This is a genomic window from Rhodoferax sp. (assembly GCF_014859475.1).
GTDB lineage: Bacteria > Pseudomonadota > Gammaproteobacteria > Burkholderiales > Burkholderiaceae_C > Rhodoferax.
Genome location: NZ_JACUUE010000017.1, coordinates 1 through 19,169, shown reverse-complemented (window position 1 = coordinate 19,169; position 19,169 = coordinate 1). Strand labels below are relative to the sequence as shown.

20 protein-coding genes are annotated in these 19,169 nt (G+C 61.0%); 10 read left to right on the top strand and 10 right to left on the bottom strand.

Features of this window, described 5'->3' with window-relative positions:
* Positions 1 to 24: 24 nt before the first annotated feature.
* From IBX54_RS03025 to crcB, 6 genes are all read left to right on the top strand, one after another.
* Complete coding sequence (locus IBX54_RS03025; RefSeq protein ID WP_296541182.1) at positions 25 to 342, top strand: lipopolysaccharide assembly LapA domain-containing protein; 318 nt, start codon at positions 25 to 27, stop codon at positions 340 to 342.
* Complete coding sequence (lapB, locus tag IBX54_RS03020; protein ID WP_296541181.1) at positions 332 to 1,489, top strand: lipopolysaccharide assembly protein LapB; 1,158 nt, start codon at positions 332 to 334, stop codon at positions 1,487 to 1,489. The genes IBX54_RS03025 and lapB overlap by 11 nt, the downstream gene beginning before the upstream one ends.
* Complete coding sequence (gene rfaE1 / locus IBX54_RS03015) at positions 1,486 to 2,415, top strand: D-glycero-beta-D-manno-heptose-7-phosphate kinase (RefSeq protein ID WP_296541180.1); 930 nt, start codon at positions 1,486 to 1,488, stop codon at positions 2,413 to 2,415. The genes lapB and rfaE1 overlap by 4 nt, the downstream gene beginning before the upstream one ends.
* Complete coding sequence (rfaD, locus tag IBX54_RS03010) at positions 2,412 to 3,431, top strand: ADP-glyceromanno-heptose 6-epimerase (RefSeq protein ID WP_296541179.1); 1,020 nt, start codon at positions 2,412 to 2,414, stop codon at positions 3,429 to 3,431. Before rfaE1 ends, rfaD begins: the two co-directional genes overlap by 4 nt.
* 143 nt (positions 3,432 to 3,574) lie before the next feature.
* A complete protein-coding gene (locus tag IBX54_RS03005; RefSeq protein WP_296541178.1) occupies positions 3,575 to 3,865 on the top strand; it encodes a helix-hairpin-helix domain-containing protein in 291 nt (96 codons plus the stop codon).
* An 84-nt stretch (positions 3,866 to 3,949) separates the two neighbouring features.
* Positions 3,950 to 4,333, top strand: coding sequence for a fluoride efflux transporter CrcB (gene crcB, locus IBX54_RS03000; RefSeq protein ID WP_296541177.1), 384 nt, complete (start codon positions 3,950 to 3,952; stop codon positions 4,331 to 4,333).
* Positions 4,334 to 4,337: 4 nt separating this feature from the next.
* Here crcB and IBX54_RS02995 read toward each other — a convergent pair whose 3' ends face one another.
* From IBX54_RS02995 to IBX54_RS02960, 8 genes are all read right to left on the bottom strand, one after another.
* Positions 4,338 to 4,637, bottom strand: a complete 300-nt coding sequence (locus IBX54_RS02995; RefSeq protein WP_296541176.1) for a hypothetical protein — start codon at positions 4,635 to 4,637, stop codon at positions 4,338 to 4,340.
* 13 nt (positions 4,638 to 4,650) lie between these two features.
* On the bottom strand, positions 4,651 to 4,905 hold the full coding sequence (locus tag IBX54_RS02990) for a MoaD/ThiS family protein (RefSeq protein ID WP_296541175.1): 255 nt from the start codon (positions 4,903 to 4,905) through the stop codon (positions 4,651 to 4,653).
* Between the two features lie 10 nt (positions 4,906 to 4,915).
* Positions 4,916 to 6,211 (bottom strand): FAD-dependent oxidoreductase, encoded by a 1,296-nt coding sequence (locus tag IBX54_RS02985; RefSeq protein ID WP_296541174.1) that lies wholly within the window; start codon positions 6,209 to 6,211, stop codon positions 4,916 to 4,918.
* Positions 6,212 to 6,331: 120 nt separating this feature from the next.
* Positions 6,332 to 8,185: an aldehyde ferredoxin oxidoreductase family protein gene (locus IBX54_RS02980; protein ID WP_296541173.1), complete on the bottom strand. Its 1,854-nt coding sequence runs from the start codon at positions 8,183 to 8,185 to the stop codon at positions 6,332 to 6,334.
* Positions 8,186 to 8,222: 37 nt separating this feature from the next.
* Complete coding sequence (locus IBX54_RS02975) at positions 8,223 to 8,699, bottom strand: 4Fe-4S dicluster domain-containing protein (protein WP_296541172.1); 477 nt, start codon at positions 8,697 to 8,699, stop codon at positions 8,223 to 8,225.
* A 256-nt stretch (positions 8,700 to 8,955) separates the two neighbouring features.
* Positions 8,956 to 10,254 (bottom strand): ethylbenzene dehydrogenase-related protein, encoded by a 1,299-nt coding sequence (locus IBX54_RS02970; RefSeq protein ID WP_296541171.1) that lies wholly within the window; start codon positions 10,252 to 10,254, stop codon positions 8,956 to 8,958.
* 170 nt (positions 10,255 to 10,424) lie between these two features.
* Positions 10,425 to 11,795: a sigma-54 dependent transcriptional regulator gene (locus IBX54_RS02965; protein ID WP_296541170.1), complete on the bottom strand. Its 1,371-nt coding sequence runs from the start codon at positions 11,793 to 11,795 to the stop codon at positions 10,425 to 10,427.
* Entirely contained in the window at positions 11,770 to 13,542 is a 1,773-nt protein-coding gene (locus IBX54_RS02960; protein ID WP_296541169.1) for an ATP-binding protein, read from the bottom strand. The genes IBX54_RS02965 and IBX54_RS02960 overlap by 26 nt, the downstream gene beginning before the upstream one ends.
* Before the next feature lie 152 nt (positions 13,543 to 13,694).
* On the opposite strand from IBX54_RS02960, the gene IBX54_RS02955 reads away from it, so the two are divergent.
* The 4 genes from IBX54_RS02955 (at position 13,695) to modC (ending at position 17,651) form a co-directional block, all read left to right on the top strand.
* Positions 13,695 to 14,825, top strand: a complete 1,131-nt coding sequence (locus IBX54_RS02955) for a helix-turn-helix domain-containing protein (protein WP_296541168.1) — start codon at positions 13,695 to 13,697, stop codon at positions 14,823 to 14,825.
* 260 nt (positions 14,826 to 15,085) lie between these two features.
* Positions 15,086 to 15,853: a molybdate ABC transporter substrate-binding protein gene (modA, locus tag IBX54_RS02950; RefSeq protein WP_296541167.1), complete on the top strand. Its 768-nt coding sequence runs from the start codon at positions 15,086 to 15,088 to the stop codon at positions 15,851 to 15,853.
* Positions 15,850 to 16,548: a molybdate ABC transporter permease subunit gene (gene modB, locus IBX54_RS02945; protein ID WP_296541166.1), complete on the top strand. Its 699-nt coding sequence runs from the start codon at positions 15,850 to 15,852 to the stop codon at positions 16,546 to 16,548. The genes modA and modB overlap by 4 nt, the downstream gene beginning before the upstream one ends.
* A 32-nt stretch (positions 16,549 to 16,580) precedes the next feature.
* Positions 16,581 to 17,651 carry a molybdenum ABC transporter ATP-binding protein gene (modC, locus tag IBX54_RS02940; protein WP_296541165.1) on the top strand — a complete coding sequence of 357 codons (1,071 nt, stop codon included), beginning with the start codon at positions 16,581 to 16,583 and terminating at the stop codon, positions 17,649 to 17,651.
* A gap of 21 nt (positions 17,652 to 17,672) precedes the next feature.
* Here the strand turns inward: modC and IBX54_RS02935 are convergent, their stop codons facing one another.
* Positions 17,673 to 18,254 (bottom strand): TIGR00730 family Rossman fold protein, encoded by a 582-nt coding sequence (locus tag IBX54_RS02935; protein ID WP_296541164.1) that lies wholly within the window; start codon positions 18,252 to 18,254, stop codon positions 17,673 to 17,675.
* On the bottom strand, positions 18,251 to 18,943 hold the full coding sequence (elbB, locus tag IBX54_RS02930; RefSeq protein WP_296541163.1) for an isoprenoid biosynthesis glyoxalase ElbB: 693 nt from the start codon (positions 18,941 to 18,943) through the stop codon (positions 18,251 to 18,253). The genes IBX54_RS02935 and elbB overlap by 4 nt, the downstream gene beginning before the upstream one ends.
* Positions 18,944 to 19,169: the final 226 nt, after the last annotated feature.

Here is a 19,169-nt window from a genome sequence, read left to right as displayed (position 1 = left end):
TCTTCCCAACACCGGGAAATATCGATGAAACACATCCTGTGGTTGCTAAGGTTGATCCTCAAAGCAGCCATTTTTTTTACACTGTTTGCCTTCGCGCTGAACAATCAGCATGTCACAACAGTCAACTTTTTCTTTGGCAACCAATGGCTTGCACCCATGGTGCTGGTGGTGCTTGGCGCCTTCAGCATCGGCGTGGTCGTGGGCGTTTTGGGTATGGCCCCATGGTGGTGGAGGCATCAGCGCGCCAAACAGGAGCCCGAGACACCGCCCCCAGCGACTGCCACACCCGCTGGACCGACCCAAGCGCCTGGCGCCACACCAGCCTACGCCGATGGAATTTGACCTGAGCTGGGTCTTGCTGGGGCTGCCGCTGGCGTTTGTGCTGGGTTGGCTCGCATCGCGGCTGGATTTGCGCCAAATCCGGCTGGAAAACCGCCAGGCGCCAAAGGCGTACTTCAAGGGCCTCAACTACCTGCTCAACGAGCAACAGGACCAGGCCATCGACGCCTTCATCGAGGCGGTGCAGAACGACCCGGACACGTCGGAGTTGCACTTCGCGTTGGGCAACCTGTTTCGTCGTCGTGGCGAATATGAACGTGCCGTGCGCGTGCACCAGCACCTGCTGTCGCGCGCCGACATCAGCCCTGCAGACCGGCACCGGGCCCAGCACGCGCTGGCGCTGGATTTCCTCAAGGCCGGACTGCTGGACCATGCCGAGACGGCCTTGCTCAAGCTCGAAGGCACACCCTTTGAGGCCCAGGCCCGCCTGGCCTTGCTGGCCAACTATGAACGCAGCCGTGACTGGCCGCAGGCCGCCCAAATGGCTGAAAAGCTGGCGCATGCCGGCCAAGGCAGCTTTGCACCCCGGCTGGCTCATTACCTGTGCGAACAAGCCGCTACCCAGGTTGCCCAGGGTCATTTGGAAGCCGCGCTGCAATTGCTGCAAAGCGCCATTACCAAGGCGCCAGAAGCGGCTCGGGCCCGTCTTGATCTGGCCCAACTGCTAATCCGCATGGGGCAGGAAGTGATGGCATGGAACGCCCTGATGCAGGCCCTCGACAGCGCCCCGTCAGCCACGCCCCTGATCGCCCGCCCGCTGGCCGAACTGGCGCTGCGCTGTGGCAACGGCGCGGCCACCCTGGCGCGGCTGCAACAGCTCTATGCCGAACATGCCTCGCTGGATGTGCTGGAAGCCATCGTTACTCTCTCCGGTGCAGACCCAGCCGGTCAAACAAGCGCCCGTGACTGGTATGCCCGACATCTGGAAAAAGAGCCCTCGCTAGTGGCCGCCACGCGCTGGATCGCCGGTGAGAAGCTGGAACACGAACAGTTTCATCCGCAGGTGCAACGCGCCCTGGATCATGCCGTCCAGCCGCTGCTGCGCTACCGCTGTGCCGCCTGCGGTTTTGAGGCATCGAAACACTTTTGGCAATGCCCTGGCTGTCAGACCTGGGACAGTTACCCCGCGCGTCGGGTCGAAGAATTATGATTATTTCCAGAGAAAAAATGGCTGCGGCGCGCGTGCTGGTGGTGGGCGATGTGATGCTGGACCGCTATTGGTTCGGTGCCGTGGAGCGCATCAGCCCCGAAGCTCCGGTGCCGGTGGTGCGCGTCACGCGTGAAGAGGAGCGCAACGGTGGCGCCGCCAATGTGGCGTTCAATGTGGTCACGCTTGGCGCCCAGGCCTCGCTGCTGACTGTGGTGGGTGACGACGAGGCCAGCCACAAATTGGAAGCGCTGGTGGCCAATACCGGCATCCAGACCCATTTTGGTCGCGATGCGCAGCTTAAAACCACGGTCAAGCTGCGCGTCATCGGCCGTCAGCAGCAGTTGTTGCGACTGGATTTTGAGAACATGCCCAAAAGCGAGGTGCTGGCGTCGCAAACCGCCACCTTTGTCCAACTTTTGCCCAGCCATCAGGCTGTGCTGTTTTCGGACTACGGCAAGGGTGGTCTGGCGCATGTGAGCGACATGATTGCGCGCGCTGTCGAAGCCGGCAAACCCATCCTGATCGACCCCAAGGGAACGGATTATTCGCGTTACCAACGGGCCACCGTGATCACACCCAACCGCGTCGAATTGCAACAAGTGATCGGGCCTTGGCAGGACGAGACTGAACTTCAAACCAAGGTGCAAAACTTGCGCCAGCAGCTTGGGCTGCAGGCGGTATTATTGACCCGCAGCGAAGAGGGCATGGCGCTGTTTGATGCCCACGGCTGCGCAGCTGTGAAGGCGCAGGCACGCGAAGTGTTCGATGTGACTGGCGCCGGCGATACCGTGATTGCCACCCTGGCCACCCTGGTGGCTGCCGGCTGCAGTCTGCGCCAGGCCTTGCCACTGGCCAACCAGGCCGCTGGCATCGTGGTTGGCAAATTTGGCACCGCCACCGTTTCTTACAAGGAGTTATTTGAATGAGCCGAATCGTTGTTACCGGCGCCGCCGGATTTATTGGCGCTAACCTCATCAAGGGCCTCAACGCACGCGGGATGACCAACATCATTGCCGTCGATGACCTGACCCAGGGCGACAAGTTCCGCAATCTGGCTGATTTGCAGATTGCCGACTACGTGGATGCCGATGTTTTTTACGATGCATTTGCCGCCGATGTTTACGGCGAGGTGGAAGCTGTTTTTCACGAGGGCGCCTGTAGCGACACCATGGAGAGCAATGGCAAATTCATGATGCAAAACAACTACACCACCTCGGTGCAGCTGTACCAGACCTGCCACAAGCGTGGTGCCCGCCTGCTTTACGCCTCCAGCGCGTCGACCTACGGCGGCGCTGACACGTTCAAAGAAGAACCCGCATTCGAGCGACCACTCAATGTCTATGGCTATTCCAAATTGCTCTTTGACCAACGCATGCGCCGCGAATGCGGGCCGAAGTTCGAAAACGCCCTGGCCGGACGCGGTAAGCAGGTGGTCGGCTTTCGCTATTTCAACGTCTATGGCCCGCACGAGCAGCACAAGGGCCGCATGGCCAGCGTCGCGTTTCATCAGTTCAACCAGTTCAAGGCCGAAGGCAAGGTCAAGCTCTTCGGCGACTATGGCGGCTACGCGCCCGGCACACAAATGCGCGACTTCATCTTTATCGACGACGTGGTCGCCGTCAACCTGTGGTTCTTTGACCACCCCGAAATATCGGGCATTTTTAACCTCGGCACCGGGCGCGCCCAGCCCTTCAACGATGTGGCCAGTTCGGTTGTCAATGCCATGCGCCAGGTCAACGGTCAGGCAGCGCTCTCACTTGAGGCCTTAACAGCTGAAGGACTGCTTGAATACATTCCCTTTCCCGATGCACTGCGTGGCAAATACCAGTGCTACACCCAGGCTGATTTAGGTGCCTTGCGCGCGACCGGATGCAATCATCAGTTTGCCGACGTGCAAACCGGCGTGGCCAGTTATATCGGATGGCTGGCGCAGCAGGCCTGAATCTGACGTATTTTTTACACAGTTGTCAATCTGAATTCCCATTGGCATCAAGAAAGGCATACACTGTTTTCGTCAACGATCAACTTTATCCATTCGATCCTTGACACGGTTGTTCCTTCTTTTACTTTACAGGGAGTCAAATCATGCTGAAGAAAATTTTGGCCGTTATGGCCATGCTCTATGCTGTTACTTGCTTTGCAGCAGTCGATATCAATAAAGCTGCGGCTGCCGATCTAGAAAACATCAAGGGCGTAGGCCCGAGCCTGTCCAGCAAGATTGTCGATGAACGGAAAAAGGGGAATTTCAAAGACTGGGGCGACTTTATCGCGCGCGTCAAGGGTGTTGGCGAAGGCAACGCCGCCAAATTTTCAGCCGAGGGCATGACCGTCAACGGCGCAGTATTCAATGGCACACCTGCTGTGGTCAAGAAATAAAGCCTCTGAATTCATCATTCAAAAGCCCGCATCAGCGGGCTTTTGTTATTGTGCGACCGCTTCAGTCAGTATGATGTAACCCTCATGATGTCCGTCTTTGCAATTTGTCTGGGTGCCTGTGCCGGGGCGTTGGCACGTTGGAGTTTGGGCTTGTGGCTCAATCCGGGCGCGCTGATACCCATGGGCACGCTGGCAGCCAACCTGATTGGCGGCTATCTGGTCGGCGTGGCAGTGGCCGTATTCCAGGCACTGCCGCATCTGGACCCCGCCTGGCGACTCGCCATCATCACGGGTTTTCTGGGCGCCTTGACCACTTTTTCCAGCTTTTCAGCCGAAGTGGTCGGCATGCTCGGGCAACAACGCTACCTGCTGGGTTTTGGTACAGCCGCCATGCACCTGTTCGGCTCCCTGTTGCTCACCCTGGCGGGCATAAGGACGGCCGAGTTTTTCATCAGGACATCGGTCTGAACAGTTAGCCGCCGCCGCGCTGCATGTACAGGTCAAAGCGCTTCATGAAGGCATAACGCGCCTGATCATCCAGACCGGCAAAGCGAAAGCTCACCTTGAGCACCGGGATGCTGATGAGCCCGATTACCCGGGGCGGCCCCACCTGCCATTTCAGGCCCAGCGCACCGTCTCCGATGCGCACGCCAGCAGCGCCCGCCTGCAGTTTCCAGTGGTTGTCTCCCACTGCCCTGGGCAGCCACATCAGCCACTCGGCCTCGGTGCAGCCCATCTCGCGCTCAAAGCGCTCCGCGTAAAAATTCTGCATGGGTCAATGAACCTTAGCCGCCGGCAATCGGTGGCCAGATGGCGAGCACATCGCCCTCATTCAGCGTTTGCGTCGGGCGTTTTTGGGGCGTCACGTAGCTGCCGTTGACCAGCACCAGGTGCACCAATTTCTCTGGCAAACGGTACTGTTCCACCAATTGACCGATGGTGGTTTCCGGGGCGATGTCCATGACCACAATGTTGCTGTACCTGGCCTCAGGCGGCAGGTAGTCGGTCAGTGACGCGAAAAGTTTCAGGGTGATCTTCATGCTGCAAACGTTAGCGCCTGCGCGCATCGGCTGCACCCGACCAGTCGCCTTGTCCCTGCGCCGCGGCCAGATAGGCTTCCATCAGGCGGGTGGGGTCACGCTTTAAGGTGTTGGCCCAGTCGCCCAGCTTGATCTGGCCTTCGACCAGGCCACGCATCACGCCCACATGCTCGGTCCAGCCCACGCTGTTGCAGCCCACCAGCACATCGTCCTTGAACTGCAGGCTCAAATGACGTCCGGCGGCTTTATCGGTCAGCTCGACATGCTCCCCCCCGGGCACGCCTTCCCAGTCGCCAAAACTGGCCGAGATCAGCCCCAGCGTATCGAGCACGTTGATTTGTGTCACGCCCTTGAGTTTGGCCCGTGGCGCCTGCCCGTGCGCAAAAGCCACCATATTCATGGCGGCAATACGCGCCTGCTCGGCGGCGTTGGGCTGAATGGCGCTGACGATCATCTTGCCCGACACCTTGTCCAGCGCCTCGGCGCAGTCGCCGGCGGCATAAATGCCGGGCACGTTGGATTGCAGGTGCTCGTCGGTCAGCACCCCCAGCAGGCAGGTGATACCGGAATTTTCCAGGTAACCAATGGCCGGGCGCACGCCGGCAGCGCTGATGACCAGATCAGCCTGCATGGTCTTGCCATTGGAAAGTTTCACGGTCAAGGGCTTGCCGGGCTCGATCGACTCAACCCGGGTGCTGGTGAACACCTCCACGCCCTTGGTCTCGCACCAGTCGCGGATCATACCGCCCGCCGTGGGGCCCATCATGCGCGGCACCATGCGGTCGCCCATCTCGACCACACTCAATTTCACACCACGTGCCGCCAGCGCTTCCATGATGATGCAGCCAATAAAACCCGCGCCCAACTGTAGCACCCGGGCACCGGGCTGGGCCAGCGCGGCAATGGCGCGCGCGTCGGCCAGCGTCCAGCAGTGGTGCACACCTTGCGACTTGATGCCGGGCACAGGCGGTGTCACCGGTCGCGAGCCAGTCGCCACCAGCAAGGTGTCAAAACGAATGCTCTCGCCGCTGTCAAGCACCACCGTTTTGCTGTCAGCCTGCACCTGCTTCACATGCGCCACACGCACTTGTATGTTCAAGTCGTCAAAGTGCGTGGGGCTCTTGCGCAGGTAGGTGCCGGCCTCATCGATGTTGCCCATCAACAAATACGGAATGGCCATGCGCGAATAAGACGGCTCAGGCTCATCGCCAATGAGGGTGATGCTGTCGTGCGCGCTGAGCTTGCGGATGGTCTCGGCAGCAATCACACCGGCCGGGCCGGCACCGAGGATGACGTGGTGGGTCATGATAATTTCTCCAGAAAAAAAGCGGCTATTGACGCCGCTTGTTTGTGACTGCGCTTCGTCATTGCGAGCCCGCGGTATCGGACCGGGTACGGGGGGCTTGCAATGACGGTAACACGAACTTTACAGGCTCAGCCGCTCTTTGGTGGCAGCAGTCGGGCGACCCTCGGCATCCCAGCCACGGGCTTCGTAATACAGCGGCAGCATGGTGGCGATTTCGTTGAACTTGCCCTTGGCCGGGCCAGTCTTGCAGGCGCCTTCCACACTGGTCAGGCGCGGTGGCAGGCTGTCGTCGGCCTTGGTGAAACCGGCTCGGTTGTTGAACTCGCGCTCCATGTTCCAGATGCGCTCACCGATCTTGGCGAGTTCCTCGATGGTGTACTGCTCGCCACAGGCGCCCTGCATTTGCGGCGACAGGTCTTGCAGGCCCCAGGCAAAGGTGGTGAAGATGCACAGGCCTGACGAGTCAAATGCCGCGGTGGCGTCCTGGAAGGCCTTGACCAGTTCGGGCTTGCCTTGCGACTCAAGCGGATCGGTCTTGACCGGAATGCCCAGAATCTCCGAAGCAATGGTGTAGCCGCGCAAATGGCAGCCGCCCCGGTTGCTGGTGGCATAAGCCAGGCCGATGCCCTGGATGGCACGACCGTCATAGGCCGGGAATTCCTGGCCTTTGCTGCTCATGGACAGTTCCGGGTGGCCGTATTTAGCGGTCAGGCGCTTGGAGCCCTGGCCGATTTCCTTGCCAAAGCCGCGGCCGTTGACGGTTTCCTCGGCCAGAAAGGCCAGCGCACGGGCCGAACCAAATGGTGCTTCGATGCCAATCTGCTCCTTGCTCAGCACGCCCATGCCATAGAGTTCCATCACCGCACCCACGGTGGCGCCGAAGCTGATCGGGTCGATGCCCTCTTCGTTGCACAACAGGTTGGCGTATTGCAGGCATTCCAGGTCATTGACACCGTTGGCGGCACCCAGCGCCCAAGCGGCTTCGTACTCCAGGCCGCCGTTGGCACCGCGGTATTGCGGCTTGTTCTCGATGGTGAAGTGGCCTTCGTCCATCTTGCTGATGCGCCCGCAGGCGATGGTGCAGCCAAAACAGGCCTGGTTGGTGACCAGGTGTTTTTTGCCGTCGGTGGCACGTGGCTTGGCCATGGCTTCAGCGCCGATGTCCATCGCGCCTTCAAACTGGTTGTCCTGGTGGTTGCGCGTGGGCAGGGCACCCACTTCGTTGATCACGCTCATCAGCACCTGGGTGCCCATGGCGGGCAGGCCGGTGCCGGTGACGCCGTTGTCGGCCAGCACTTTTTTGGCGGCCTTGGTGGCGGCCATGAAAGCTTTCGGGTCCTTGATGTTGCCCACACCCTTGGTGCCGCGCACAGCGATGGCCTTGAGGTTTTTGCTGCCCATGACAGCGCCCACGCCAGAGCGGCCGGCGGCGCGGTGCAGGTCGTTGACTACAGCGGCAAACAGCACGCCGTTTTCGCCGGCCTTGCCAATGCTCGACACGCGGGTCAGCGGGTCTTGCAGGCCCTTTTTGATGATTTCTTCGGTTTCCCAGACGCTCTTGCCCCACAGGTGGCCGGCATCACGCAGCTCGGCCAGGTCGTCATTGACGTAAAGGAAGACTGGTTTGTCAGACTTGCCTTCAAAAATGACCATGTCCCAGCCGGCCATTTTGAATTCAGCACCCCAGTAGCCGCCCGAATTGGAGCAGGCCACAGCGCCAGTCAGCGGGCCCTTGGTGATGACGGTGTAGCGGCCGCCGGTGGAGGCCATGGTACCGGTCAGCGGGCCGGTGGCCCAGATGATTTTGTTGTCGGGTGACAGCGGGTCAACCTTGGCATCAACTTCCTCGACCAGGTACTTGGTACCCAGGCCCCGTGAGCCGATGTAGGCTTGCGCCCATTCCATATTGAGGGGTTCTGACTTGACGGTACCCGCGGTCAAGTTAACGCGGAGGATTTTTCCAGCCCATGACATGATGTGTTTCCTTTAATGATTGGTGATTGACATCAACTCAAGCCGCAGCCGGTTGATTACCCAATTTGTCAGCCCATTGCGCCATCTTGCCCAAGCCGGTCCAGTTGGCGTCGATGAAGGTGATGGCACCGGTGGGGCAGGCATCGGCGCAGGCCGGCTCGCCACCGCAGAGGTCGCACTTTTGCACCTTGCCGGTTTCCTGCACGTAATTGATGGTGCCAAACGGGCAGGCGATGGTACAGACCTTGCAGCCCACGCAAGTGGACTCGTTCACCACTTTGGCGCCGGTGGCCTTGTCCACGGTGATCGCTTCGACCGGGCAGGCGTGCAGGCACCAAGCCTCGTCGCACTGGGTGCACGTGTAAGGCACCTTCTTGCCGGTATGGTGAAAGTCAAAAACCTTGATGCGTGACTTGGCGGTGGCGAAGGTGCCGTAGTTCTCGAAAGAACAGGCCATTTCGCACTGCAGACAGCCGGTGCATTTGTCTGCGTTGATGTGCAACACCTTTTGCATGTGTATGTCTCCTGTAGATGATAAAAAACCAGACAGAACAGCAGATATGCAATGCTGTTCTTATGAAATTAAATGCATAGCTATTGTTAAAGTTTGGCACGCATTAGTACTTAGTACTAACCCTAACAAGGGCATGGTTTACTGCAAAATTCTCAAATTGAGACAAGCGCGCGTGCACGTAAAAAAGCCACCCAAGGCAAAAGCCCGGGGTGGCTGGTGTTGAGCCGCTTGCGCGGTCAGCTTAATTCGCGTGAGCTTATTTCAGTTTGACGGCCTCGATGTCAGCCTTGGCACCCAGACCCAGCGTCTTGTTGAATGACACAAAGTGACCACGGGTGGTGATGTTGTCGTCATGCACGGCAAAACCCACGTTATAGACGCCACCTTCTTTCAGCGCCTTGTCATCAGGGTTGCTCAGGCCCAAGGGGCGCACCAGCACATAAGTCCACATACCGTCTTTCCATTCGGAAATCGCATTGTTGTCAGCGGCAGAGCCCTTGGCATCTTCACGACTGGTCACGTAATACGGAATCATGTCGCCCTCTTTCCAGCCAGCGGCAGGGTCGAACGGCACTGCGTTTTTCTCGCGGGTCAAGAAATGGTCAGCTTTACGCAATTGATCAGCCGTGATGGCCTTGTAACCCACCTTGCTGGCATCCCACATGAATTTTGGCAGATGCGTTTTGGCATCTTTGTTGTTACCAAACATGTTCTTGCCTGCATCGCCGTTGCGCCATTCGAGCACGTAGCCATCGTCGGTCATGCCGACCGGGTTGCTGCGGTGAGCGCGCCACTGCATCAGCTCGACAAACTTGCCATCGGCTTTGGCCTGGTTGATCTCGTCCAGAGATTTCCCGGTTTTCCAGTCGGCAGGATCGGTGCGGCTGATGGGCAGGTACTTGCGCACATCCTTGCGCTTGACCGCTTGCAGCAAGGCGTTGGCCTGGACTTCTTCCTTGGTGAATTGGTTGGCCATGTCGCGCTCGCCGTCATGGCAAGTCAACCAGCAGCCTTGCTTGCCGAAATCAGCCACCTTGCCATCGTCGAGCATGACGCTCATGCGGTCTTCGTAAATGCCGGGCTGTTTGCCTTCTTGCACCACTTTGTCAAGTTTGGGATAACCGTAAACGTTCCATTCCTTGCCGTCAAAACGCAGGTACTGGTGCTCAATGCCGGGGAACGAATTTTGTGTTTTCCACTGAAAGCGCATGTAAGCATTTTTGTCGTCGTAGGCGGCTTGCACATGCAGATCGACCCAGCCATTTTTACCAGCGACCGGCATGGGCTCGAGCGGGCCTGCTTTCACCAATTTGGAACCCAGTTCCTTCTCCTCGTCATCTCCATCATGACAGGACACGCAGGCTCGTCCTGCCTTGACTTTACTGGCACCCTTGTGCGCCTTGCTGGTGAGCCATTCATGAGAAGACTGTCCCGGGTAGAACAAAGTGACGGTCTTGGCGGGCACCGCAGACCAGTCAATTTTGGCCGGGTCGGCAGCCACCGCATACGTGGCACCCAAAGCGGCCACAGCCAATACCAAAACATTTTTTTTCATGCTACTTCCTTTGTAAAAAACAAACACCATGCATAGGTCGTGCCACATGTGCCTGCCAGGCAAAAATTACCTGGACAGCCCCGTCATTGCGAACGCATTGAAGCAATCTATGCAGTCGGCAGTCATGGACAGGTTGGCACGGTAAAACCGTCGCTCTTTCGTGACACCTGTCACTCAATAGTGACAATTCCCCAGCGTCTCATACGCACATAAAGGTTCTGGCGCGGAATCCCGCTCAAGCGGGCGGCTTCCGACACGTTGCCGGCCGCACTAGCGAGCAAGCGGCGCAGGTAATCGCGCTCAAACTCGGCCCGCGCGTCTTGGTAGGACGCACTGATGTGTACGCCACCAGCATCAGTTTCCTGACTTGCAGCGTGCGCTGGCAAGCTCAGTTGATCAGCATCAATCACACCCCCTGTTTGCAGCGCCACCACGCGCTCAATACAGTGCTGCAGTTCGCGCACGTTGCCGGGCCAGCGCGCAGCCTCCAGTGCGCTCATGGCCGCTGCCGTAAACGGCCCACAGTGCTTGCCAAATTTGGTGTTGTAGCGCTCCAGGAAGTGCACCGCCAACTGCACCACATCACCGACGCGCTCGCGCAGCGGCGGCAGGCGCAGCGCCACCACATTGATGCGGTAATAAAGGTCTTCCCGAAAGCGCCCCGCCTTGACCTCGTCAGCCAGCGGCCGGTTGGTGGCACACACCAGCCGAAAGTCGGTTTGCCGCTGCGTGATGCTGCCAATGCGCGCGCAGGTATGGTCTTGCAGCACACGCAATAAACTGCTTTGCAGTTTGGGGCTCATGTCGGCAATTTCGTCGAGAAACAAGGTCCCGCCGTGCGCCTTCTCAAAGTAGCCCGCGGCGGCTTGAGCGGCACCGGTGAAGGCACCTTTGTCGTAGCCAAACAGCAAGCTCTCCAACAGCGACTCGGGCAGCCCGCCGCAGTTGACCTCCAGGTACGGCTGTGCCACGCGCGGGCTCCAGGCATGAATCAGCTTGGCCATCAGGTCTTTGCCGGTGCCGCTCTCGCCTTCAAGCAACACCGTGGTGTCAAGCCCGGCCACCTGGCGCATCTGCCCAAGCAGGCGATCCATGACGGCAGACTGGCCTACCACGGCAGGTGCCCCCGACCCGGCTGCCAGGCGCGCGCGCAGGCTGTCAATTTCGCGGTAAGCCGCGTCAAGCTCAAGTGCCTTGCCGATCACGGCTTCCAGCGCTTCCAGGTCTTCAAAAGGCTTGGTCAGGTAGTCAAACAGGCCCTCGCGCACCGCGGCCACGGCATCGCGCACATCGGCAAATCCGGTCATCAAAATCGCCACCATGCGCGGGCGCCGGGTACGGAACTCGCGCAGCAAATCCAGGCCCTGGTGCTGGGGCAGGCGCTGGTCCATCAGCACCAGATTGAAGTCATGCTCGGCAAACAGCTGGCGCGCCACCTCGCCATCGGGTGCCAGCAACACCTGCGCGCTGCTGCGCAGCAATTGCGCGATCAGCGTGCGGGTGTAGCGGTCGTCATCAACGACCAGTATCTTGGGCAACATGGGTGGGCTTCGGGTTGGTTTGAACCGCTGGAAAAGGGCGGTCCGAGTAGGTCTGAGGCAACCAAACTGCAAATTGCGTGCCACCTTCAGCCAAATTTTCGACACTGACAAAACCCTGGTGCAGCAAGGCCACATGCTGCACCACTGGCAGGCCCAGGCCCGTGCCTTCGCGGTGGGTGGTGAAAAACGGGGTAAACACCTTGTCCAGAATCTCGGGGGCAATGCCCTTGCCATGGTCGCGCACCGCCAGCGCCCAGCCCGGTGCGCCAGTGTCGGGATGCGGTTGCGCCTGCAAGCTAATCACAATTGCGCCATTACCCTCGGTGGCTTGCGCGGCATTGAGCAGCAAATTGAAAAGCGCGTGGCGCAGCAATATCGGGTCCACCTCCAGCACGACATCCGTTTCTGGGAACTTCAGTTCCACCGGCATTTTTCCTTGCACCGTCTGGCGAAACATCAACACCGTCTCGTTAACCACCTGCGCCATGTTGGTGGCATGGCGCTCGAACTTGGAGACCTTGGCAAAACGCAACATCGACGTGATGAAGGCGTGGCAGTCTTCGCCGGCGTGCCGGATTTCTGCCAGCAGCTCGCGGGTGCGCGCCGGGTCGTCGGCCTCGCGCGCCGCCAGTTGGGCCAGGTTGACCACCCCCACCAGCGGGTTGTTGAGCTGGTGCGCTATCTCGCCAACCATGGTACCGAGGGCGGAGAGCTTTTCAATCTGCAGGATGCGCGCATGCTCGGTGCCCAGGCGCAGCAGCTGATGCTCCAGATCGTGCTGGCGCTGGTAGTCGCGCTCCACCCGGTCCAGCGCAAAATAAAAAAGCCACAGCACAAAAGTTCCAACCAGCAAGCCCAACAGGGTCACCGTGGCAATGGAGCGCTGAAAAGTCTGCTGCAAGCCGCTGATGTCGCGCATCACCACCAGATCACCAATGCGTCGGCCACTCGCGTCGTCCAGCGCCAGCATGGCCAGGTGCAGCGTCTTGTCACCCTGGGAAAAAACCCGGGTGGCACCGGCGCGCAGGGCAGTCAGCACCGTGTCGTCAATGACAACGGGCGCTGGCACACTTGTCTGTGCCACCAGCACCTGTTGCGCAAACCGGTCCCAGTTGCCCTGGCGCTTGAGCAGCGCCAGCCCCTGGTGCCATTGCTGCGCGGGCAGAAACTGTTTGTCCACCAGCACGAACAGGTCCACGACCAAAGTCTCGTGAATTTCGTTGACCAGATGGCCTATTTCTTCGCCCATTTCGACATAACCCAGCACCCCTTGGGCGCTTTGCCAGGGTGCCACCAGCCGCAGCGTCAGCGTGCCCAAGGCCCCCAATTCCAGACCATGAACCGGCGCATTCTGGCTACGGGCCTGGGCTGTGGTGGTGCGCGTGATGGCATCGCCAAACTGCTTAGGGCTGTGCAAACGTACCAGATTGACCAGGTCCGTGTTGTTGAAATAGAGGTGGGTGATGCGGTGTTCGGCCTGCAGGTCTTTAAACAACGGCCCGGCTTCGCGCAGCAAGGCGTCCCGATCCTGGCTGGCAAAGGCCGCGGCTATCGCCGCATTGCTCTGCATCGCCATCAGCACAGCGCGCATCAGGTGGGTGTCCTGGCCGAGTTTTTGGTCCACCAGTTTGGCCACGGCGGCAACCCGCTCGGTCAAGGCCCGGTCGCGCACCTGCACCTGCAAAAAATAAGCGGTGGCGACGAAGGCAGTCAGAATAAAGGTCAGAACCAGGGCAAATGGCCACATCAAGGTGGCTTTGACCCGGCGGGGTGATGAGGCAGACGCGTTGAATTTCACACACCGAAGTGTGCCTCAAATTGCGCTGGCATCGCAACGCGCCAGCCAGCGCATCACGGCCTGTACCAAAATGGGATAAATTCAGCCCTATAGTCCTGACCATGAACGCCGCCAACCCAAGCTTTCACCCCAATCTGCCGGTCAGTCGGCTGGCGCGCATCAGCCAGGCGCGCCAGACCCTGATACACGACGGGCAGTCTTTGGCGCCCGGCTGGGTGGCGCCCTGGGTCGAGCGCTCCTGGCAGCGCTGCCTGGGACTGGGTTTGCAACCCCAGACTTCGGTCAGTTTCGCCCAAGTCTCGGCCCCGTTGCTGCGCGCCACACTGGAGGCCAACCATGGCCTGATTTCAGCCGCGCAGCCCATGCTGCAAAGCCTGGGGCGCGCCATTGTCAACACCCGCTACTTCGCCATCCTGACCAATGCCGACGGCGTCGTGGTGGACGCCTGTGGTGCCATCGACCACACCGACCCGCGCGCCCACCTGATCACCCGGGTCGGCACCGACTTGTCCGAGCGCAGCATTGGTACAACCGCCATTGGCACCGCGCTGTCAGAACTGCAGCCGGTCTGGCTGCACCGCGGCGAGCATTTTTTTACAGCCACCTCGGTCTATAGTTGCGCCGGCGCGCCCCTGTTCGGGCCCGATGGCACCTGCGTGGGCATGCTCGATGTGACCGGTGTCGATGCGCAAGAACGCCCCGAGCTCAAACACCTGGTCACCCAGTCCGCCAGCAAAATAGAAAACGCACTGGTCACAGCGCAGGCACACGCCCTGTTGCTGCGCCTGAATTGGCCGGGCAACGCCTTTGGCAGCGATGCTGATGGCATGCTGTGCCTGGATTCGGACGGCTGGATCACCGGTGCCAACCCGGTGGCGCGGCAAATGGTGCCGGGGTTGGCGGCACCCGGGGATGCCCCGGTGCATGTCAGCGAGGTCTTTGGCACCCCCTTCGAACCCCTGTTCGACGCCGCCAAACACCCTGGCAAGCCAATCGAATTGCCGCTCTGGAGCGGGCTGCGCCTGCAGGCCATGGCCATCACCCGTGCCGACGAAGCGCAGGCGCTGCAAGGCAACCCCACTATGGCACCGGCCCGGGCGCTGCGCGAGGTGGAGGCCATCATGATCCGCAAGGCCGTCGATGAGGCGCGTGGCAATGTCGGTCAGGCGGCGCGTGCCCTGGGCATCAGCCGCGCCACGCTGTACCGCAAGCTCGGGCAAAAGCCCGCTTGACAGACGCCGCGCCGGCGAAATTTAAGCCCCTTTGTATGAACCAATTTCGTCATTGCGAACCAGCCGCATCGGGCCTGATACCGCGCACGGACCTTGAACCAGGAAGCCGTCACTGCGATTGCCGCGTCGCTACGCTTCTCGCAATGACGGCCCGCGCGGCAGTCCATGCAGTGCCGGGGCATGGTTTGCTTCACTGCGTTCACAATGACGATGAGATTCGCAATGACGGGGCTGTTCGTGGAAAGCTCCCCGTACCCGGCGTGCTCATCATCAAGCTGGTGCTGACGGTATTGGCACTCACCTTGGCTTCTCCCGGTCTGACTGAGACCGCCCGGGTGGCGGCGGCCTCCGACCTGCGCTTTGCCTTCGATGAACTCCAGCCTATTTTTGAAAAAATTCACCCCCCGCATCGGCTCGAACTGATCATGGGCTCGTCGGGCAAGTTGATGCAGCAGATTGAAAACGGCGCGCCGTTTGACGTCTTTTTCTCCGCCGACGTCAATTTCCCGAGAGCACTGGTGGCCAGCGGCAAGGCCGTGGCCCCGGTCACCACCTATGCGTTCGGACGCATCGTGCTGTGGAGCGCCAAGGTCGATGCCAGCCGCCTGACGCTGGCCAGCCTGACGCAGCCCGAATTTCGCCGCATCGCCATTGCCGCGCCCGAGCACGCCCCTTACGGCGCGCGCGCCAGGGAGGCGCTACAGCACAGCGGCGTATGGCACCAGGTACAGCCCAAGCTGGTGTTCGGCGAAAACATCTCGCACACCGCGCAACTCATCGACAGCCAGGCGGCCGAGGTCGGCATCATCGCCCTGTCGCTGGCCATGAACGATGGGCTCAAAGCCAAAGGCGGCTACTTCCTGATTCCGGCCAACACCCACCAGCCACTGGAACAGGCTTTTGCGGTGACACGTTATGGCCGCAACAACCCGGCGGCTCAGGCCGTTGCCCGCTTCATGAGCACACCCCAGGCGCGCGGCGTGCTGCAGCGCCACGGCTTTTCAATGTCCGATGAAGGCAAACCATGAACTTCGCCGGCATGACCCCCGGTGAATGGCAGGCCATCTGGCTCACCGCCAAGCTGGCGGGGCTGACCACGCTGATCCTGCTGTTGCTATCGGCGCCGCTGGCCTGGTGGCTGGCACGCTCGGGCAGTCGGCTGGTCAACAGCGTGGCCGCGCTGGTATCGCTGCCGCTGGTGCTGCCGCCCACGGTGATTGGTTTTTACCTGCTGATCGTGCTCGGGCCGCAAGGCGCTGTGGGCGGCACGCTGGAGCGGCTGGGGCTGCCACATCTGGCGTTCAGCTTCTGGGGCATTCTGGTGGGCTCGATCATTTACTCATTGCCCTTTGCGGTGCAGCCCTTGCGCGAGGCCTTCGGCGCCATCGACACACGCCTGCTCGACGCCGCCGCGACGATGCGCGCGGGCGCGCTGGACCGCTTTTTCAGTGTGGTGCTGCCGCTCTCGCGCGGCGGCATCCTGACCGCGGTAGTGATCACCTTTGCCCACACGGTGGGCGAGTTCGGCGTGATCGCCATGCTCGGCGGCAGCATTGCCGGCGAAACCCGGGTGGTGTCGATTGCCATCTACGACTACACGCAGGCGCTGGACTACAGCGCCGCGCACCGCTTGTCGGCCATTTTGCTGGGCTTCTCGTTCCTGACGCTGCTGCTGTTTTACGCCATCAACCAGCGCGTCATGAACCCGCTCAAACCGCGCTGAGTTCCAGTGTTGTCCACCCATAGAACCAGCCCATGATTGAAGGCGAACTCAGCCTTAAAAAAGGCAGCTTCGAGCTCCGCAGCGGGCCTTTTTCTTTTGCCGCGCAAGGGGTTAGCGTGCTGTTCGGCCGCTCGGGTTCGGGCAAAAGCACGCTGTTGCGGGCCATCACCGGGCTTGACGCAGACACCCGCGGCACCCTGCGCTTCAAGGGCGAGACCTGGCAAAACCAGGCCTGGCGGCTGCCCACCACGCGGCGCAACATCGGTTTTGTATTTCAGGAGGCGGCGCTGTTTGCCCACCTGGACGTGCGCGGCAACCTGCACTACGCGCTCACGCGTGCGCCAGCGTCTGCGCCCGGGGCGCTGGACCAACTGGCCGGGCGCGTCGGCATCAGCCACCTGCTGGATCAGGCCGTGACCACGCTCTCGGGCGGTGAGCGCCAGCGCGTGGCCATCGCCCGCGCGCTGCTGTCACAACCCCGCCTGCTGTGCATGGACGAACCGCTGTCAGCGCTCGACTGGCGCGCCAAGGCTGAGTTGCTGGCGCTGATCGACGCGCTGGCGCAGGAGACCGGCATACCGGTGCTCTACATCACCCACGCGCCGAAGGAAGTCGAGCGCCTGGCCAACCGTGTGATCTTCATGGCCGACGGGCGCATCGAGCGTGTGGAGTCATTGCGCCGGGCGCTGGCGCGGCCCGACTCTGAACTCTTTGACGAGGAAGGCCCGGTGAGCGTGTTGCAGGGCAGCCTGCAAGCCCCTGACGCAACGGGTCTGGCCAGTTTTGGCAATGCCGCTTTGCGGCTGCGCCTGAGCCTGAGCCTGGCACCCGCTGCCAGGCCCTCGGCCACGCGGCTGCGTGTGCTGGCGCGCGACGTGAGCCTGGCCACGGTGCAGCCGCAGGGTTTGAGCATTTTGAACCAGCTGCCCATCACCATCGCCGCCCTGCACCCGGGCGCTCAGGGCCGCGTCACGGTGGTGTGCACGCTGGCCGACGGTCAGCCCCTGCTGGCCGAAATCACCGCCTACTCCTGCCAGGCACTGGCGCTGGCGCCGGGCAGGCCGGCGTTTGCCCTGATCAAGTCGGTGGCGCTGATGGATTAAACCGGGAAAATCCAGCAAAGATCAGGCCTCGTCCGGCACCAGCCACTTCCTGATGTCGGGCGGCTGGTAACTGACAAACCGGTCCAGCAGCGCTTGCGGCTGCTGCTCCACCATCAACATGGCGCGGTGCGGCGGCTTGAGAAACTGCTCAGCAGCCGCATGATCCAGAAAGGTGGTCAGCGCATCGTAGTAGCCCGCCACATTGAGCAAGCCGCAGGGTTTGGCGTGAATGCCAAGCTGGGCCCAGGTCCAGATTTCAAAAATTTCCTCAAACGTGCCAATGCCGCCCGGCATGGCGATGAAGCCGTCAGAGAGGTCTGCCATCATGGTCTTGCGCTCGTGCATGGACTGCGTCACATGGAGTTCGGTCAGGTGCCGGTGCACCACCTCCTTGCGCGCCAGCGCTTGCGGGATCACGCCCACGGCGCGGCCGCCGAGTTGCAGCACGGTGTCGGCGACCAGCCCCATCAGCCCGATGCTGGCACCGCCATACACCAGCCCGAGCTTGCGCGCCACCAGCGCCTGGCCCAGCGCGCGTGCGGCATCGGCATAAGTCTCGAGCCGGCCCGGGCTGGAGCCGCAATAAACACAAACGGCCTTCATGCGACTCGCTTGAGCACTTCGGCCACGCAGCGCTCGATGCCGGTCCAGACATCGCTCAGGCGCGCGTCGTCGAACATGTAGGCGGGCGTGGTGACCAGCTTGTGCGCCTCGTCGATCACGATCTGCGTGGCATCGGGCGTGTCCTGACTGATTTGGCCAAGCTGACCCAGCGCCACGCCACAGCCAACGTCGTTGCCCAGCGTGAGGGTGGCGCTAATCTGCGCCTGGTGCAGTGCCAGCGCCACCAGCGCCGGGGCGATGCAAATCGCGCCCACCGGTTTTTTGGCATCGAAAAAGCCGCGCACAAAGGCTGCCACGTCGGGGCGCATTTCGGCGTCTGCACCCTTGAAGGCAAACGAACAATGGTTCTTGGCCACGCCGTAGCCGCCCGGCATCACCAGCGCGTCATAGTCGGCCACGCTGGCCTGCGCCAGGTCCAGGCACCGCCCGAGGCGGGCAATGCGGCTGGATTCCTCCAGAATGTTGCGCGTGGCGCCCGGCACCGGCTCACCGGTGACGTGGTTGATCACATGGAACTGCGGCGCATTGGGCGCGATGCATTGCACCGTGGCACCATGCTGGTCGAGCGCCAGCAGCGCCAGCACCGACTCGCGCACTTCAGCGCCATCGAGGTGGCCGCAGCCCGACAGCAGCACAGCGACTTTGGGGGATTTTTTGAGGTTGGTCATAAGGGTCTCCTGGGTTGAGTAGAAATTATCATGCCACCGGCCTATTGATGCAAAGCGCACAGCAAGGGGCCTCATCGCGAGCCAGCCGTATCGGCCCCGCTACCGCACACGGAGCTTGAACAGAGACTTCGTCATCGCGAGCGAAGCGTGGCGATCCATGACTTCCGGGGTCATGGATTGCGTCACTTCGTTCGCAATGACGGGGCTGTTCTTTCACGTTAACATG

Coding starts and splice junctions, on each gene's coding strand:
- IBX54_RS02995 (WP_296541176.1), bottom strand. CDS start 4,637: ATGCAGAATTTTTACGCGGAGCGCTTTGAGCGCGAGATGGGCTGCACC.
- lapB (WP_296541181.1), top strand. CDS start 332: ATGGAATTTGACCTGAGCTGGGTCTTGCTGGGGCTGCCGCTGGCGTTT.
- crcB (WP_296541177.1), top strand. CDS start 3,950: ATGATGTCCGTCTTTGCAATTTGTCTGGGTGCCTGTGCCGGGGCGTTG.
- modC (WP_296541165.1), top strand. CDS start 16,581: ATGATTGAAGGCGAACTCAGCCTTAAAAAAGGCAGCTTCGAGCTCCGC.
- IBX54_RS03005 (WP_296541178.1), top strand. CDS start 3,575: ATGCTGAAGAAAATTTTGGCCGTTATGGCCATGCTCTATGCTGTTACT.
- IBX54_RS03025 (WP_296541182.1), top strand. CDS start 25: ATGAAACACATCCTGTGGTTGCTAAGGTTGATCCTCAAAGCAGCCATT.
- IBX54_RS02955 (WP_296541168.1), top strand. CDS start 13,695: ATGAACGCCGCCAACCCAAGCTTTCACCCCAATCTGCCGGTCAGTCGG.
- IBX54_RS02990 (WP_296541175.1), bottom strand. CDS start 4,905: ATGAAGATCACCCTGAAACTTTTCGCGTCACTGACCGACTACCTGCCG.
- modB (WP_296541166.1), top strand. CDS start 15,850: ATGAACTTCGCCGGCATGACCCCCGGTGAATGGCAGGCCATCTGGCTC.
- elbB (WP_296541163.1), bottom strand. CDS start 18,943: ATGACCAACCTCAAAAAATCCCCCAAAGTCGCTGTGCTGCTGTCGGGC.
- IBX54_RS02980 (WP_296541173.1), bottom strand. CDS start 8,185: ATGTCATGGGCTGGAAAAATCCTCCGCGTTAACTTGACCGCGGGTACC.
- IBX54_RS02935 (WP_296541164.1), bottom strand. CDS start 18,254: ATGAAGGCCGTTTGTGTTTATTGCGGCTCCAGCCCGGGCCGGCTCGAG.
- IBX54_RS02970 (WP_296541171.1), bottom strand. CDS start 10,254: ATGAAAAAAAATGTTTTGGTATTGGCTGTGGCCGCTTTGGGTGCCACG.
- IBX54_RS02965 (WP_296541170.1), bottom strand. CDS start 11,795: ATGTTGCCCAAGATACTGGTCGTTGATGACGACCGCTACACCCGCACG.
- IBX54_RS02960 (WP_296541169.1), bottom strand. CDS start 13,542: ATGTGGCCATTTGCCCTGGTTCTGACCTTTATTCTGACTGCCTTCGTC.
- IBX54_RS02985 (WP_296541174.1), bottom strand. CDS start 6,211: ATGACCCACCACGTCATCCTCGGTGCCGGCCCGGCCGGTGTGATTGCT.
- IBX54_RS02975 (WP_296541172.1), bottom strand. CDS start 8,699: ATGCAAAAGGTGTTGCACATCAACGCAGACAAATGCACCGGCTGTCTG.
- rfaD (WP_296541179.1), top strand. CDS start 2,412: ATGAGCCGAATCGTTGTTACCGGCGCCGCCGGATTTATTGGCGCTAAC.
- rfaE1 (WP_296541180.1), top strand. CDS start 1,486: ATGATTATTTCCAGAGAAAAAATGGCTGCGGCGCGCGTGCTGGTGGTG.